Annotated in this window: 15 protein-coding genes and 1 riboswitch; of the genes, 13 read left to right on the top strand and 2 right to left on the bottom strand. The window is 60.1% G+C overall.

Features of this window, described 5'->3' with window-relative positions; all coding sequences use genetic code 11:
• Nucleotides 1–132 precede the first annotated feature (132 nt).
• The 10 genes from B9Z37_RS03540 (at nt 133) to B9Z37_RS03495 (ending at nt 9,060) form a co-directional block, all read left to right on the top strand.
• Entirely contained in the window at nt 133–1,056 is a 924-nt protein-coding gene (locus B9Z37_RS03540; protein ID WP_108311620.1) for a LysR family transcriptional regulator, read from the top strand.
• 48 nt (nt 1,057–1,104) lie between these two features.
• Nucleotides 1,105–2,337, top strand: a complete 1,233-nt coding sequence (locus B9Z37_RS03535) for a CaiB/BaiF CoA transferase family protein (protein WP_108311619.1) — start codon at nt 1,105–1,107, stop codon at nt 2,335–2,337.
• Nucleotides 2,334–3,275 carry a hydroxymethylglutaryl-CoA lyase gene (locus tag B9Z37_RS03530; protein ID WP_108311618.1) on the top strand — a complete coding sequence of 314 codons (942 nt, stop codon included), beginning with the start codon at nt 2,334–2,336 and terminating at the stop codon, nt 3,273–3,275. Before B9Z37_RS03535 ends, B9Z37_RS03530 begins: the two co-directional genes overlap by 4 nt.
• Nucleotides 3,272–3,664 carry a VOC family protein gene (locus tag B9Z37_RS03525; RefSeq protein ID WP_108311617.1) on the top strand — a complete coding sequence of 131 codons (393 nt, stop codon included), beginning with the start codon at nt 3,272–3,274 and terminating at the stop codon, nt 3,662–3,664. The genes B9Z37_RS03530 and B9Z37_RS03525 overlap by 4 nt, the downstream gene beginning before the upstream one ends.
• A 26-nt stretch (nt 3,665–3,690) precedes the next feature.
• Nucleotides 3,691–4,671, top strand: a complete 981-nt coding sequence (locus B9Z37_RS03520) for a Bug family tripartite tricarboxylate transporter substrate binding protein (RefSeq protein WP_240606604.1) — start codon at nt 3,691–3,693, stop codon at nt 4,669–4,671.
• A 17-nt stretch (nt 4,672–4,688) separates the two neighbouring features.
• A complete protein-coding gene (locus B9Z37_RS03515) occupies nt 4,689–5,651 on the top strand; it encodes a D-2-hydroxyacid dehydrogenase (protein ID WP_108311891.1) in 963 nt (320 codons plus the stop codon).
• Between the two features lie 67 nt (nt 5,652–5,718).
• Nucleotides 5,719–7,017: a glycerate kinase type-2 family protein gene (locus B9Z37_RS03510; RefSeq protein WP_108311616.1), complete on the top strand. Its 1,299-nt coding sequence runs from the start codon at nt 5,719–5,721 to the stop codon at nt 7,015–7,017.
• 103 nt (nt 7,018–7,120) lie between these two features.
• A complete protein-coding gene (locus tag B9Z37_RS03505; protein WP_108311615.1) occupies nt 7,121–7,747 on the top strand; it encodes a Crp/Fnr family transcriptional regulator in 627 nt (208 codons plus the stop codon).
• A 72-nt stretch (nt 7,748–7,819) separates the two neighbouring features.
• Entirely contained in the window at nt 7,820–8,149 is a 330-nt protein-coding gene (locus tag B9Z37_RS03500) for a thioredoxin family protein (protein ID WP_108311890.1), read from the top strand.
• A gap of 152 nt (nt 8,150–8,301) precedes the next feature.
• Nucleotides 8,302–8,474, top strand: a riboswitch (yybP-ykoY riboswitch).
• Nucleotides 8,475–8,481: 7 nt separating this feature from the next.
• Nucleotides 8,482–9,060, top strand: coding sequence for a TMEM165/GDT1 family protein (locus tag B9Z37_RS03495; protein ID WP_108311614.1), 579 nt, complete (start codon nt 8,482–8,484; stop codon nt 9,058–9,060).
• 114 nt (nt 9,061–9,174) lie between these two features.
• Here B9Z37_RS03495 and B9Z37_RS03485 read toward each other — a convergent pair whose 3' ends face one another.
• Together B9Z37_RS03485 and guaD are read right to left on the bottom strand one after the other, a co-directional pair.
• Complete coding sequence (locus B9Z37_RS03485) at nt 9,175–9,408, bottom strand: oxidoreductase-like domain-containing protein (protein ID WP_108311613.1); 234 nt, start codon at nt 9,406–9,408, stop codon at nt 9,175–9,177.
• Nucleotides 9,405–10,757, bottom strand: a complete 1,353-nt coding sequence (guaD, locus tag B9Z37_RS03480; RefSeq protein ID WP_108311612.1) for a guanine deaminase — start codon at nt 10,755–10,757, stop codon at nt 9,405–9,407. The genes B9Z37_RS03485 and guaD overlap by 4 nt, the downstream gene beginning before the upstream one ends.
• Nucleotides 10,758–10,913: 156 nt before the next feature.
• Between guaD and B9Z37_RS03475 the strand changes: the two genes are divergently transcribed.
• Genes B9Z37_RS03475 through B9Z37_RS03465 form a run of 3 tightly spaced genes read left to right on the top strand, consistent with a single transcriptional unit; the run spans nt 10,914 to nt 14,444 of the window.
• The gene (locus B9Z37_RS03475) at nt 10,914–12,458 is read left to right on the top strand and encodes an ABC transporter ATP-binding protein (RefSeq protein ID WP_108311611.1); all 1,545 of its coding nucleotides are present in this window, start codon (nt 10,914–10,916) and stop codon (nt 12,456–12,458) included.
• A complete protein-coding gene (locus tag B9Z37_RS03470) occupies nt 12,451–13,524 on the top strand; it encodes an ABC transporter permease (RefSeq protein WP_108311610.1) in 1,074 nt (357 codons plus the stop codon). The genes B9Z37_RS03475 and B9Z37_RS03470 overlap by 8 nt, the downstream gene beginning before the upstream one ends.
• A complete protein-coding gene (locus tag B9Z37_RS03465; protein ID WP_108311609.1) occupies nt 13,524–14,444 on the top strand; it encodes an ABC transporter permease in 921 nt (306 codons plus the stop codon). Before B9Z37_RS03470 ends, B9Z37_RS03465 begins: the two co-directional genes overlap by 1 nt.
• Nucleotides 14,445–14,477 lie beyond the last annotated feature (33 nt).

Genomic DNA, 14,477 nt, shown 5'->3' with positions numbered 1-14,477 from the left:
CCCACGCTGTACGACCGCTAGGCATCTCGGCTGACAAGCTGAATAGCCGCATCAAAACCTGGCAGGCCTGAAGAGAGCCTGGTTTTCGGAATGCGGACAATAGGGCTGTGCAAGCATTCTTGGAGATATGTCATGGCCCAGCCTAGATACAACTTGGCGCGATTTGATTTTGTGTCGATCCGATTGGCGGTGCTGTGTGCACAGACCGGCAGTCTGACCACGGCGGCAAGGCAGTGCAATTTGGTGCTGCCTGCCGCGAGTCGGCGGCTCAAAGAGTTGGAGGCTGCCACAGGGTGTCTGTTGTTTGAAAGACATTCCCGTGGTTTGGCCATGACTGCGGCGGGACGAATTTTCATGCGACGGGGCTTGGCCTTGCTCCAAGAGATGGATGGTTTGGTGAGCGAATTGAGCGATCTTCAAAAGGGTGTCGCACGCCATGTGCGTTTGTTTGCTGGGACGGCAGCCATCAACCAGTTTTTGCCGCCACTGATGGCCGAATACACCCACTTGCATCCCGAAGTGCAGATCGATTTGGAGGAGCAGGTCTCTGAACACGTGGTCCAGGCTTTGCGTGAGGGGCGAGCCGATGTGGGGGTGTTTGTGGAAGGGCCCGACACCGACGGTCTGGAGGTGAAAGATTTCCGGCAGGACGAGTTGGTGCTGATATTGCCTAAGCGCCACGCTTTGGTGGGCAAATCGGCCCTGACCTTTGCCGATGCACTGGATGAATCTTGGGTCAGCCTCAACCCTGGGGCGGCCCTGTTGCAGCAACAGCAAAGCGCAGCCATGGCCGCAGGCCGCACGCTCAAGTTGCGTATGCAGGTACGCAGCTTTGACGCCGTAGGGCACATGGTGGCTTCGGGTCTGGGCATTGCGCTGTTGCCCAAGTTGGCGGCTTTGCCCATTGTTCGGGCCATGCAACTGAGCTGGCGTCCATTGAAGGACGAGTGGGCATTTCGTCAACTGAAAGTGGGCATACGCAAGGAGGCGGATGCCGGTGTCACAGATTTCAGGGATTTCCTCCATACGCCTTCGCAAAATGCGAAGGCAGCCTGATGGACTGACAAATAGACGCGCCGGTTCATCCGCAAGACACTGCGGTGCATGAACTCTCAAAGCGCTGTATTCCCCACCCCCGACCTGTGTGCACTTTCGGGCCTGAAGGTGTTGGAGCTGGGCCAGCTGATCGCGGGTCCATTTGCCGCTAAGACCCTGGCTGACTTCGGCGCCGAAGTCATCAAAATCGAGCCACCCAGCAGCGGTGACCCACTGCGCAAATGGCGCATGCTCAAGGACGGGACCTCTGTTTGGTGGCAGGTGCAGTCGCGCAACAAACGTTCGCTGGCCTTGGATTTGCGTACACCCGAAGGCCAAGAACTGGTTCGCCAATTGGCGGCCGAGGCCGATGTGTTGATTGAAAATTTTCGGCCGGGTGCACTCGAAGGTTGGGGCCTGTCGCCCGACGTACTGATGGCCAGCAACCCGCGATTGATCGTGCTGCGCATCAGCGGCTATGGTCAGACCGGGCCTTACCGCAACCGCCCAGGCTTTGGTGTGATCGGCGAAGCCATGGGGGGGTTACGCCACCTTACCGCAGAGCCCGGTCGTGTGCCTGTGCGCGTGGGCGTGAGCATTGGCGATACCTTGTCGGCCTTGCATGGGGTCATTGGCATCTTGCTCGCTTTGCAGCACAGGCATGCCACCGGACAAGGGCAGGTGATCGATGTCGCTTTGTACGAGGCGGTCTTCAACTGTATGGAAAGTTTGCTGCCCGAGTACAGCGCTTTTGGGGCGGTGCGTGAACCTGCGGGCAGCGCTTTGCCAGGGATTGCGCCTACCAATGCTTACCTTTGTCAGGATGGCGCTTATGCCCTGGTCGCCGGCAACGGCGACAGCATTTTCAAACGCCTGATGACCTTGATTGAGCGCCCTGATCTGGCCAACGATGCGGCACTGGCCGACAACGCAGGTCGTGTGGCACGCGTGGCTGAGATCGATGCAGCCATCAGCGCCTGGACCGCAAAGCGTCCGGTGTCCGAGGTGTTGGAGTCGCTGGACAAGGCCGCCGTGCCAGCAGGTCGCATTTACACCGTGGCTGATATTGCCGCCGATCCGCACTATCAGGCGCGGGGCATGTTGCAGACGCTTGCGATGGACGACGGCAGCGCCATGACGGTGCCTGGCATCGTTCCGAAGTTGTCGGCTACCCCCGGTCAGCATCGGCGCAACGCGCCACAGCTGGGGCAGGATACCGACCAAATTTTGGGGGAGATGGGTTTGACGAATGCGCAGATCGAGTCCTTGAAAGCGCGTGGCATTGTGGGAAGAAAATCATGAAGCAAAAAATTCATTTCAATGAAGTGGTGACCCGTGACGGCTTTCAGATGGAGCCAGCGTTTGTGGCCACAGACGACAAGGTGGCTTTGATCAATGCGCTCAACCATTGCGGTTACGCCAAGATCGAGGTGACATCGTTCACATCAGCCAAGGCGATCCCGATGCTGCGTGATGCCGAGGAGGTGATGGGGCGCATTGAGCGTGTTCCGGGTGTGGAGTACACCGTGCTGGTGCCTAATTTGCGGGGGGCCGAGCGCGCGATGGAATCTCGTCCAGATGAATTCAACTTGGTCATGTCCACTTCAGAGACGCACAACCTGGCTAACTTGCGCATGCCGCGTGAACACAGCTTTGCGGCCCTGCGCGAGGTGATCGAACGCTATGGTCTGCAGGTGCCCATCAATGTGTCTTTGTCGGCCTGCTTTGGATGCCCGATGGAGGGTGAAGTGCCCCAGATTGAAGTGATGCAATGGGCACAGCGTTTTGCCGACTTGGGGGTGCGAGGCCTCACGATTTGTGACACCACGGGCATGGCCCACCCTGAGCAGGTGACGCAGATGTGCCAGGCCCTCAGAGCGCGCTTTCCGGCACTGCAGTTGACGCTGCACTTTCACAACACGCGTGGCATGGGGCTTGCCAATGTGCTGGCCGCTGTGCACTCGGGCATCGATCGCTTTGATGGTTCTCTGGGGGGGCTGGGCGGCTGTCCTTACGCCCCCGGTGCCAGCGGCAACATCAGCAGCGAAGATGCGATCCACATGCTCGATGCCATGGGCTTCGATACGGGCATCGACCTGACGCGTTTGTTGCCCATTGCGCGTGAGTTGCCCGGCTTGGTGGGCCATATGGTGCCTGGCCAAGTCGCCAAGAGCGGCCGCATCACCGACTTACACCCTGCGCCACCGTCGGTGGCTGAACTGAGAAAGGCGTTTTCATGATCGATCACCTTGACCACCTGGTCCTGACCACAGCCCGCGAAGCCGAGTGCGTGGACTTCTACACCCGTGTGCTGGGCATGCAGCTCGAAAGCTTTATTGGCGGCACACCTCCCGTAGAGCGTCGCGCCTTCAAGTTCGGCAACCAAAAGATCAACCTGCATGTACAGGGCCGTGAATTCGAACCCAAGGCCCATTTGCCAGTGCCAGGCGCGCTGGACTTGTGTTTCATCGTGCAATTCCCCTTGGAAGAGGTGGTGGCAAGGCTGCAGGCCTGCAATTGGCCCATCTTGGAAGGCCCTGTGGTGCGCACGGGGGCAACCGCCAAGATCCGCTCGGTTTATGTGCGGGATCCGGATTTCAATTTGATCGAACTGTCTGTTTTGATTTGATTTTTCTCATAACTCAGGAGACCTGTATGCAAAAACGTGAATGGATCATCGGTGCCACGGCAACTGTGATGGCGATGGCTTGGGGCCAGGCCGCACTGGCTCAAGGCAAATTTCCAGAACGCACCATCACCATTGTTGTGCCCAGCGCACCCGGCGGTACCACCGACTTTACGGCGCGCCTGATTGCCGAGCCTTTGTCTCGTGCATTGGGCCAACCCGTGGTGGTGGACAACAAGGCTGGGGCCGCGGGCAACATCGGTAACCAGCATGTGGCCAAGGCCAAGCCCGATGGTTACACCCTGTTGCTGGCTTACAGCGGCTATCAGGTAGGCAATCCGCACCTGTTCAAAAAAGCCGGCTGGGACCCGATCAAGGACTTCACGCCGGTGGCCATGCTCACACGTGCACCTCAGGTGGTGGCTGCGCGGGCCAATTTGCCCGTGAGCAATCTGCGCGAATTGGTGGCCTATGCCAAGGCCCATCCAGACAAGCTCAATTACGCGTCTTCGGGCAATGGGTCGATCCAGCACATTGCGGGTGAACTTTTCAAGCAAATGACCGGTACATCTCTCACGCATGTTCCCTACAAGGGCGCAGGGCCCGCTGTGCAGGACTTGCTGGGGGGCCAAGTAGACTTGTTTTTCACCACACCGGCGTCAGTGGTCAGCCACATCAAGGCCGACAAAATCAAGGGCTTGGCTGTCACCAGCAACACACGCCTGACCTCATTGCCCCAGGTTCCGACCACGCGTGAATCCGAGCTGAAGGATTTCACCCTCGACTCCTGGTTTGCGCTGTACGCCCCGGCCGGTACTTCCAACGAAGTGGTGCAGCAACTCAACGCCGAGATCGCCAAAATTTTGGCTTCACCGGATGTGAAGAAAAAAGCCGAGGACGCTGGCACCTTGGTGGACCACATGGGGCCGGCCCAACTGGGTGAATACACCCGCAAGGAATTGGCTTATTGGGGCCGAGTCATTCAGAGCGCCAAAATTTCAGCGGAGTGAGGGTGGATGCATTGAGTCTGAAGATTGTTTTTCTCGATCGCGATTCGGTCTCTCTCGAAACCCTATTGCGCAAGCCTGTTTTTGCACACGAATGGGTGCAATACCCACGCACCAGCAGCACGGAGGCGGCTGAACGGATTGCAGATGCCGACATCGTTGTTGTCAACAAGGTCAAAATCGATGCCGAAACGCTGTCGAAAGCACCCAGACTCAAGCTGCTTGCCGTGGCCGCGACGGGCACTGACAACATCGACCTGCAAGCTTGCCAGCAGCGGGGCATTGTGGTCAGCAATGTGCGCAATTACGCCGTGCACACAGTGCCTGAGCACACCTTTGCACTGATCTTTGCCCTGCGCCGCAGCCTTTGCGCTTACCGTGATGCCGTCAAAGCCGGACGATGGCAAGAAGCAGCGCAGTTTTGTTTTTTTGACCATCCGATTCGTGATCTTGCAGGTTCTACCTTGGGAGTGATTGGCGACGGCGTGCTGGGTCAGTCGGTGGCCAGCATTGGGCGCGCGCTGGGGATGCGTGTGCTGTTTACGGCGCACAAAGGCCGTACAGACCCCACAAGCTTCTATATGCCGTTTGAAGAGGTGTTGCACCAGGCGGATGTAATCACGCTGCATTGCCCCCTGAATGACCACACTCGCCACATGATCGGTTCAGATGAGCTCAAACAGATGACACGCAAACCTTTGCTCATCAACACCGGACGCGGGGGGCTGGTGGATGAATCAGCGGTCGGCCCCGCATTGCAAGCAGGCCACATCTCTGGCGCGGCATTTGACGTGACCAGTGTGGAACCACCACCGTCTGACCACCCCTTCATGACCTTGCTGGACCGACCCGACTTCATCCTCACCCCGCATGTGGCTTGGGCCAGTGCAGAGGCCATACAAGCGCTGGCTGACCAGCTCATTGACAACATTGAAGCTTTTGTGAGTGGGCAGCCTGTGAATCAAGTGATTCCGAGACCATGAGTTTTGTCTGCTTCGATGGCGAAACCCTTTATCCTTGTGGTTCGCAATTGATCTGATTGATATTCTGATGACCAACCCTCAAACCGCACTGCGACACCTCTACGACGTGGCAGTGCAGCGTGCCTTGCCCCTGCACAACACCGCCGCCCATTTGCCACCCCCACCCAAAGGCCGCACGCTGGTGCTGGGTGCTGGCAAGGCCGGTGGCGCGATGGCGCAGGCGGTGGAGGCGCTTTGGCCTCAAGATGCGCCACTGTCGGGTTTGGTGGTCACGCGTTATGGTCATACACCGCCACGCCCTGCGGGTTTGCCTGAGCGCATTGAGGTGGTCGAGGCCGCGCACCCGGTGCCTGATGTGGCGGGCTTGCAAGCTGCCGAGCGGATTTTGGAATTGACCCAGGATTTGACGGCTGACGATTTGGTGCTGTGCCTGATTTCGGGCGGCGGCTCGGCGCTGCTGACATTGCCCGCAGACGGCATCAGCCTACAAGACAAGCAAGACATCAACCGCCAGCTGTTAGCCAGCGGTGCCAATATTGCCGAGATGAACTGCGTGCGCAAGCACCTATCGCGCATCAAGGGCGGGCGTCTGGCGGCAGCCTGCGCCCCTGCACGGGTGGTCACGCTCACTATCAGTGATGTGCCGGGCGATGATCCGTCCATCATCGCCAGCGGCCCCACCGTGGCCGATGCCACCACCTGCGCCGATGCCTTGGCCATCTTGCAGCGATACGCCATACAAGTGCCGACTGCAGTGCATGAGGCCTTGCAGGTAGGCACATGGGAAACACCCCAACCCGGTTCATCCGTGTTTGCGGGCCATGTCCTGCACATGATCGCCACACCGCAGCAATCGCTGCAAGCGGCAGCCGAGGCGGCCCGTGCGCAAGGCCTGAACGCCTACATCCTGAGCGATGAGGTCGAAGGCGAGTCGCGTGAGGTGGGCAAGGTGCATGCGGCACTGGCCCGCGCTGCGGCCCGGGGGCAGGGGCCTTTTCAAAAGCCCTGCGTGATTTTGAGCGGTGGAGAGACCACGGTGACCCTCAAACCCCAGCCCGCAGGCACGCCGCGTGGGCGTGGCGGCCGAGCAGGCGAGTTCTGCCTGGGCCTGGCGCAAGCGCTGCAAGGCCAGTCAGGTGTGTGGGCACTGGCCGCTGACACCGATGGCATTGATGGCATCGAGGACAACGCAGGCGCACAAGTGGCCCCTGACACCTTGGCTCGTGCTGCAGCGCTTGGGCATAAGGTAGACGAGCACCTTCAGCGCAACGATGCGTACGGTTTTTTTGAGTCCTTGGGCGATCTCGTCATCACCGGGCCCACACACACCAATGTGAACGATTTTCGGGCGATTTTGGTGGTCTGATCCGATGCCAGTGGGCTGGCCGGCACATGTCGCCTGGAGGCAAGCCAGGTATTGATTTGCGTCAAAGCTGCAAGCCCTGTGCTCTGGCACATTCAGAGCCATCATGTTGGATACCTCTTTGCCCCTCTCGCCTGAACCCATCACCAGTCTGTTGGCGGGCACTGTCTTGCTGCGCCGCGGTGACGCTGTTGATCGCATCGTCCATGTCATGCAAGGGCGGGTGATTTTGGGGGTCATGACGCAAGGGGAAATGACGCACCAACTGGGCGTGGTGGAAGGGCCTTTCTGGCTGGAAGCGGCATCCGGCTTGTTGGGTTTGCCGCATGTGGTCGATGCTGTGGCCGAAACACCCGTGCAGCTCCAATATGTCAGCGTGCCCGACTTCGTGCGAGAAGTGAAAGCCCTGCCTGAGGCTTCGCAAAACCTGTTGATGGACATGGCCCGTTCGCAGCGCCAACAAACCCAATTGGGTGTGAGCCGTTTGGCCAAAGACGCTGATGCACGCTTTGCAGAATGGCTTCTGCGTCACGCAGAGACCAATGTGCAACTGGGAGGCTTGGCCGTCACCCTGCGTGAACGCAAACGAACCATTGCTGCGCAATTGGGCATTGCGCCTGAAACTTTCTCGCGTGTGCTGCGTCATTTGCGCGATCGCCAACTCATCAGTGGCGGTGGGCGTGTGCTGGGTTTGCCCAATCCGCAAGCCTTGCGTGATCTCGCAGGCGTCTGACCATTTCTGTGGTTTTGAGTCCCCGGCAAAGCATGCCCTAACATGACGGGCTTCACTCTGCCCCCATTCAACATGCCCACCCCTTACCTCAGTGAAACCGAAGCGCCTAACCGTGCCGGTGTGGACGCCTTGCGCGGCCTGACCCTGCTCGAATTTGGCACTGACTGGTGCGGCCACTGCCGAGCTGCTCAGCCGGTGGTCGCACAGGCACTGGCCCAACAGCCGCAGTGGCAACACCTCAAGGTGGAAGACGGCTCGGGTCGGGCGCTTGGGCGGGCATATCGCGTCAAACTTTGGCCCACATTGGTCTTTTTGCGAGACGGCCAGGAAATTGCCCGTCTGGTGCGGCCCACATCCTTGGGTGAATTGAATGCTGTCTGGGCTGCCATGGACAAGGGTTGATCGTTGCCACACCTCGGAAAATCCCAGATGACAAGCCGCATGGCGGTGACGCTTGCTTGGCCTTGCAGAGCCGATGTTGAAAAGCCGCGCCAACAACCCCATGATCTGATCGGTGGGTGAGAGGTTTGGGCGCAGACCTGCATGCTAAGATTGCCGCCGTCATTGGGGAGTAGCCGCTCTTTCACCCAAGAGGCTTGCGTCAACATACTTGGTCTTTTCAAGGCCATGGCGCAAGCAGCACCACGCCTGGCAAGACCTTTGACCACGATGCATCCGTTCAGGCTGGAGATGCGTTGTGGTCATTCGTTGTGGAGTCCGGCCTTGGAATATTCATGGAATCCCTTCTCGTTTCAACCGGTGTTGTGGCTCTCGCTGAAATCGGCGACAAAACCCAGCTCCTCGCGTTCATCCTGGCAGCACGCTTCAAAAAACCATTGCCCATCATTGCCGGCATTTTGGTCGCCACCATCGTTAACCATGGTTTGGCCGGTGCTTTGGGCGCTTGGATCACCTCGGCCATCAGCCCCGAAGTGCTTCGATGGGTTTTGGGGGCGTCGTTCATCGGCATGGCCATCTGGACGATGATTCCTGATGAGATCGAAGAAGACGAAACCCAGGTCGCCAAGCGCTTCGGTGTTTTCGGCGCCACCCTCGTCACCTTCTTTTTGGCTGAAATGGGCGACAAAACACAGATCGCCACCGTGGCCATGGCGGCACATTACGCATCTCCCGTCATGGTGGTGATCGGCACCACACTGGGCATGCTGATTGCCGATGTGCCTGCGGTCTTCGTGGGTGACAAACTGGCCAACAAAATCCCGATGAAGCTCGTGCATTCGATTGCCGCAGGTGTATTTGCCATTTTGGGCGTGGCCACGCTGCTGGGTGCTGGTGCGCGGTTCGGTCTCTGACATGAACTGGCTTCAAGTGTTTGCCGATCCCGCGTTCGCGCCAGCCATGCCCCACATTCTGGAGCCCGCGAACGCGCAAAACCTGGACCGCTTGGGTCTGGAGTTGGCGCGGGCTTAGTTGAGCAAGGCACCCGCGTCTTCGTACCAGAACATCAGCGCGGCGTCGTAGCTCTCCCAGACACAGCCATTGCAGCCGCGCCCGCAGCACGAGGTGGGCTCCGGAGGCGGCTCCCTGAAGTCGTGGCCAGCCGCCTTGAGGCGCTCCTGGAATTGCGCAATGCCCCGGCGCACGGATGCGCGCTGGGACTGGTGGGGGTCGATGATGGGGTGATCGTTCTCGCAGCTCATGCCCGATTGTCTGACATGCCTGTGGGTGTGGCGAGGTGGCCTTGCACCACCGTGTGTGCAATCAAGCGCTCGTCGCCCAGCACGATCATGGCAAACAGCCATTCGGCCAAGGTCTCGGTTTGTGCGGTGCGCCGTGCGAGCAGTGGCGTGGCTTTGGGGTTCAGCACCACGAAGTCGGCTTCATAGCCGGGCAGCAGGTTGCCCACTTGGCCGTTCAGGTCCAACGCAGCCGCAGCGCCCGCCGTGTGTTGCCACCACAGGTGTTCTGGCGCGAGGCTGACGCCGGGGCGGCCCACACTTTGCCTGGCGACCGTGTAGGCCGCGTGCATGGTTTGAAAGGGGCTGAAGCTGGTGCCGCCACCCACATCGCTGGCCAGGCCGTAGCGCAAGCCCGCCGCGTCGGAAGCGGGGTAGTCAAAAAAGCCACTGCCCAAAAAAAGGTTGCTGGTGGGGCTGACGGCGGCGCTTGCCCCCACTTCGGCCATGCGGCGGCGGTCGGCTTCGTCTAAGTAAATGCAATGCGCGTACACCGAGCGCTGGCGCAAAAGGCCTGCGCGGTCGTACACATCCAGATAACTGCGGGCTTCGGGAAAGAGTTCTTGTACCCAGCGGATCTCGTCCACGTTCTCGGCCACGTGTGACTGAATCCACACATCCGGAAACTGCTGCGCGATCTCGCCCGCGCCATGCAGTTGCTCGCGGGTGCTGGTGGGTGCAAAGCGCGGCGTGATGGCGTAACCCAGGCGGTCCACGCCGTGCCAGCGGCGGATCAGGTCTTCGGTTTGGCGCAGGCTCAAAGCCGTGTTGGTGTCGCGCAGGCCGTCGGGGCTGTGGCGGTCTTGCAGCACCTTGCCGGTGACCATGCGCAGGTGGCGTTTTTGTGCTTCGGCCATGAAAGCATCGACCGACTCGGTGTGGGCCGTGGCAAAACACAGCGCAGTGGTCACGCCGTGGCGCATCAGCTCGTCCAGAAAAAACGCGCTGACTTCGTGGGCGTAGGCGCGGTCTGCAAACTGTTTTTCGTGCGGAAAGGTGTAGTGCTCCAGCCAAGGCAGCAGGCCTTCGGCGGGTGAGCCGATCACATCGGTTTGTGGGTAATGGATGTGCAGATCCACAAAGCCGGGCGCGATGCACAGGCCGGGCCAGTGGGTCACAGGCAGGTCGGGGTACTGCGGGGCCAGTTCGCGGTAGGGGCCGATGGCCTGAATGCGCACGATGCCGTCTGCCTCGCGTGCGGTCACCAGCAAGCCGTCGCTTTCGTGGCGGGCCTGGGGGTTTTGCGGGTCAGGAAACCAGAGCAGGCTGGCTCGCCAAGCTTGGCGTTCGGTCAGATGGGGGGCTTGGCGCATGGGTCAGTCGGGCGTGGATACGAGGATAAACACCCGGGAAAAGGGGGTGTTGGCAGTGGTACATTGTGCGGCAATCTCATGGCTTGCAAGGCTCGGGTCAATGCTTTAGGCACGGACTTTGCAGGAGACTTATTCAGATATTCCATCCCACCCGACATGACCACACCCCTCTTGTCTCTGCAGGGCATCACCAAGCGCTACCCGGGCGTGGTGGCCAACCAGGATGTGTCCCTCACCGTGATGCCCGGCCAAGCCCATGCCGTGCTGGGTGAAAACGGCGCGGGCAAGTCCACGCTGATGAAAATCATCTACGGATCGGTTAAACCCGACGAGGGCCAAGTCCTCTTCAATGGCCAGCCGGTCAACATCCGCAACCCGCAGGAAGCGCGCAAGCTGGGCATCAGCATGGTGTTTCAGCACTTCAGTCTGTTTGACACGCTCACCGTGGCCGAAAACGTGTGGCTGGGCTTAGACAAGTCCCTGAGCCTGGCCGAGGTGACCGAGCGCATCGTGGCCAAGGCCAGCGAATACGGCTTGGACCTGGAGCCCGAGCGCCCGGTGCACACCTTGAGCGTGGGCGAGATGCAGCGGGTCGAGATCATCCGAGCGCTCTTGACCGAGCCCAAGTTGTTGATCTTGGACGAGCCCACTTCGGTGCTGACACCGCAGGCGGTCGAGAAGTTGTTTGTGGTTTTGCACAAGCTGGTCAGTCAAGGCGTGAGCATTTTGTACATCTCGCACAAGCTGCACGAAATTCGTGCGCTGTGCAGCGCTTGCACGGTGCTGCGCGGCGGCAAGCTCACGGGCGTATGCGACCCGCGTGAAGAGTCCAACGCCAGCCTGAGCCGCTTGATGATCGGCGTAGAACCACCGGCTTTGCAACATGTGGCGCGTGCGCCGGGTGAGGTGGTGTTGTCGGTGCAGGGCCTGAGCCTCGCTCGGCAAGACCCGTTTGGCGTGGACCTGGACGGCATCAGCTTGCAGGTGCGGGCGGGCGAGGTGGTGGGCTTGGCTGGGGTATCGGGCAATGGTCAAAAAGAACTGCTGTGGGTTTTGTCGGGTGAAGACACCCGTGCTGGCGTGCAGTGCGGTGCGGCCAGTGTGCGTTTGTTGGGCCAGCCGGTAGCGGCTTGGGGGCCTGTGCCGCGCAGACAAATGGGGCTGTACTTTGTGCCCGAAGAGCGTTTAGGGCGCGGCGCTGTGCCGTCTCTCAGCTTGTCGCAAAACTTGCTCCTCACCCGCAGCGAAGCCGTGGGCACGGGTGGCTGGGTGCGCATGGGGGCGTTGGCCGATCAGGCGCGCAGCATCATTGATCGATTCAAAGTCAAGGCCTCAGGGCCGGATGCTGCCGCGCAGTCGCTGTCGGGTGGCAATTTGCAAAAATTCATCGTCGGGCGTGAAATCAGCGCATCCCCCAAGCTGCTCATCGTCTCGCAACCGACTTGGGGTGTGGATGTGGGCGCAGCAGCGCAGATTCGCGCCGAGATTTTGGCGCTGCGCGACGCCGGTTGTGCAGTGTTGGTGGTGAGTGAGGAGTTGGAAGAATTGTTCGAGTTGTCTGACTGCATGCATGTGATCGCCAAAGGGCGTTTGTCGCCGCCACTGCCACGGGCTGAGGCCACTGTCGAACGCATTGGCGAATGGATGAGTGGCTTGTGGCCTGACACTGCCGCCCAAGCCCAGGAGATGCACCATGCTTAAGCTTGAAATGCGACCCCAGGCCTCGCGCCTGTGGACCTATGCCTCGCCGGTGCTCGCGCTCGTGTTCACCGTATTGCTGGGCGTTTTGCTGTTCATGGCGTTGGGCAAAGACCCTGTGCGTGGATTGCAGATGTTCTTTTGGGAACCGATCAAAAGTGGCTATGCACTGGGCGAGTTGATGGTCAAGGCCACGCCATTGCTCGTGATTGCCTTGGGTTTGTCGGTGTGCTTTCGCTCCAACGTATGGAACATCGGGGCCGAGGGGCAGTTCGTGATCGGTGCGGTCTGCGCTGCGGGTGTGGCGCTCTTGGCAGGCAAAGACACGGGCCGCTGGATTGTGCTTGCGGTGTTGCTGGCGGGCGTGCTGGGCGGCATGTTGTGGGCGGGCATCACGGCGCTGCTGCGCGACCGTTTCAATGCCAGTGAGATCTTGGTCAGTTTGATGCTGGTCTATGTGGCCGACATGGTGCTGAGCTACTTGGTTTATGGCCCCTGGAAAGACCCGGCGGGTTTCAATTTTCCGCAGTCCAAAACCTTTGAGGCCGTGACGCAGATTCCGCGTTTGATGAGTGGCTCACGCGTCAGTGTGGGCCTGTTGCTGGCGTTGGTGGGGGCTGGTTTGCTGTGGGTGTTTTTGTTCCGCACCCGTGCTGGTTTTGCCCAGCAGGTGGGGGGGCTGGCCCCGGCGGCTGCGCGTTATGCAGGCTTTTCTTCGCGCAAAGCACTCTGGGTGGCTTTGCTCACTTCGGGCGGCGCCGCGGGTTTGGCGGGCGCTTTGGAGGTGGCCGGGCCGATTGGGCAGCTGACGCCTTATGTGCCTGCGGGCTATGGTTTTGCCGCCATCATCGTGGCCTTTGTCGGGCGCTTGCACCCGGCGGGCATGGTGCTGTCGGCGGTGCTGATGAGCATGTTCTACATCGGGGGCGAACTCGCGCAGTCGCGTCTGGGGCTGCCCAAGTCGATCACCGGCGTGTTCCAGGGTTTGCTGCTGTTTTGTTTGCTGGCGTGTGACACGCTGGTGGCCTACCGCTTGCGCTGGGTGGCCGCCAAGAAAGGGGGCCTGTGATGGAGTCTTATGCATTGCTGATCGCAGCGACCTTGAATGCGGGCACCGTGTTGGCGCTGGCCGCTTTGGGTTTGCTCATCAATGAAAAAGCCGGGGTGGTCAACTTGGGGGCCGAAGGCATGATGCTGTGCGCCGCCATTGCCGGCTTTGCCTGCGTGGTGCACACCGGCAACGATTGGCTCGGTTTTGCGGCGGGTATGGGCGCAGGCGCATTGCTGGCGGCCATTTTTGGGGTGTTGGTGATTTGGTTGAATACCAACCAATACGCCACGGGCTTGGCATTGAGTTTGTTCGGGGTGGGCTTCTCCGCCTTCGTGGGCATTGGCTATGTCAAGGAAAAACTGCCAGAGCGGCCTCAATTTGCCATACCTGGCCTGTCTGATATCCCGTTGGTGGGGCCCGCGTTTTTCAAACAACACCCGCTTGTGTACGTGGCCATGCTGCTGGTGTTGGCCCTCATTTGGTTCTTGTACCGCAGTCGCACCGGTTTGGTGCTTCGTGCCGTGGGTGAATCCCCCGCATCGGCGCACGCCTTGGGTTATCCGGTGCGCCGCATCCGTCTGGCGGCGGTGGTGGTCGGGGGCGCTCTGTGCGGGCTGGCCGGGGCATACATCTCGGTGAGCTACACCCCGTTGTGGGTCGAGGGCATGGTGGCGGGCAAGGGCTGGATTGCGCTGGCCTTGACCACCTTTGCCACTTGGCGGCCGGCACGGGTTTTGCTGGGTGCTTATTTGTTTGGCGGCGTGACCATGCTGCAGTTTCATTTGCAAGGCGTGGGTGTTGAGGTGCCCAGCCAGTTGCTGACTGCGCTGCCCTACATCGCCACCATCGTGGTTTTGGCTTTGATCTCGCGCAATCCGACCTGGATTCGCGTGAACATGCCCGCCTCGCTGGGTAAACCGTTTTATCCCGGTTCATAATCTGATTTTTCAACCCCTGTAACCCTGTTCAAA

The sequence above is a fragment of the Limnohabitans parvus II-B4 genome (assembly GCF_003063455.1).
GTDB lineage: Bacteria > Pseudomonadota > Gammaproteobacteria > Burkholderiales > Burkholderiaceae_C > Limnohabitans_A > Limnohabitans_A parvus.
The sequence above is the reverse complement of the archived record's forward strand: the minus strand, read 5'-3'. Positions and strand labels throughout refer to the sequence as shown.

Bases quoted from the DNA above. Each gene is read 5' to 3' on its own strand.
- B9Z37_RS03540 (WP_108311620.1), top strand. From the start codon at position 133: ATGGCCCAGCCTAGATACAACTTGGCGCGATTTGATTTTGTGTCGATC.
- B9Z37_RS03535 (WP_108311619.1), top strand. From the start codon at position 1,105: ATGAACTCTCAAAGCGCTGTATTCCCCACCCCCGACCTGTGTGCACTT.
- B9Z37_RS03530 (WP_108311618.1), top strand. From the start codon at position 2,334: ATGAAGCAAAAAATTCATTTCAATGAAGTGGTGACCCGTGACGGCTTT.
- B9Z37_RS03525 (WP_108311617.1), top strand. From the start codon at position 3,272: ATGATCGATCACCTTGACCACCTGGTCCTGACCACAGCCCGCGAAGCC.
- B9Z37_RS03520 (WP_240606604.1), top strand. From the start codon at position 3,691: ATGCAAAAACGTGAATGGATCATCGGTGCCACGGCAACTGTGATGGCG.
- B9Z37_RS03510 (WP_108311616.1), top strand. From the start codon at position 5,719: ATGACCAACCCTCAAACCGCACTGCGACACCTCTACGACGTGGCAGTG.
- B9Z37_RS03505 (WP_108311615.1), top strand. From the start codon at position 7,121: ATGTTGGATACCTCTTTGCCCCTCTCGCCTGAACCCATCACCAGTCTG.
- B9Z37_RS03500 (WP_108311890.1), top strand. From the start codon at position 7,820: ATGCCCACCCCTTACCTCAGTGAAACCGAAGCGCCTAACCGTGCCGGT.
- B9Z37_RS03495 (WP_108311614.1), top strand. From the start codon at position 8,482: ATGGAATCCCTTCTCGTTTCAACCGGTGTTGTGGCTCTCGCTGAAATC.
- B9Z37_RS03485 (WP_108311613.1), bottom strand. From the start codon at position 9,408: ATGAGCTGCGAGAACGATCACCCCATCATCGACCCCCACCAGTCCCAG.
- guaD (WP_108311612.1), bottom strand. From the start codon at position 10,757: ATGCGCCAAGCCCCCCATCTGACCGAACGCCAAGCTTGGCGAGCCAGC.
- B9Z37_RS03475 (WP_108311611.1), top strand. From the start codon at position 10,914: ATGACCACACCCCTCTTGTCTCTGCAGGGCATCACCAAGCGCTACCCG.
- B9Z37_RS03470 (WP_108311610.1), top strand. From the start codon at position 12,451: ATGCTTAAGCTTGAAATGCGACCCCAGGCCTCGCGCCTGTGGACCTAT.
- B9Z37_RS03465 (WP_108311609.1), top strand. From the start codon at position 13,524: ATGGAGTCTTATGCATTGCTGATCGCAGCGACCTTGAATGCGGGCACC.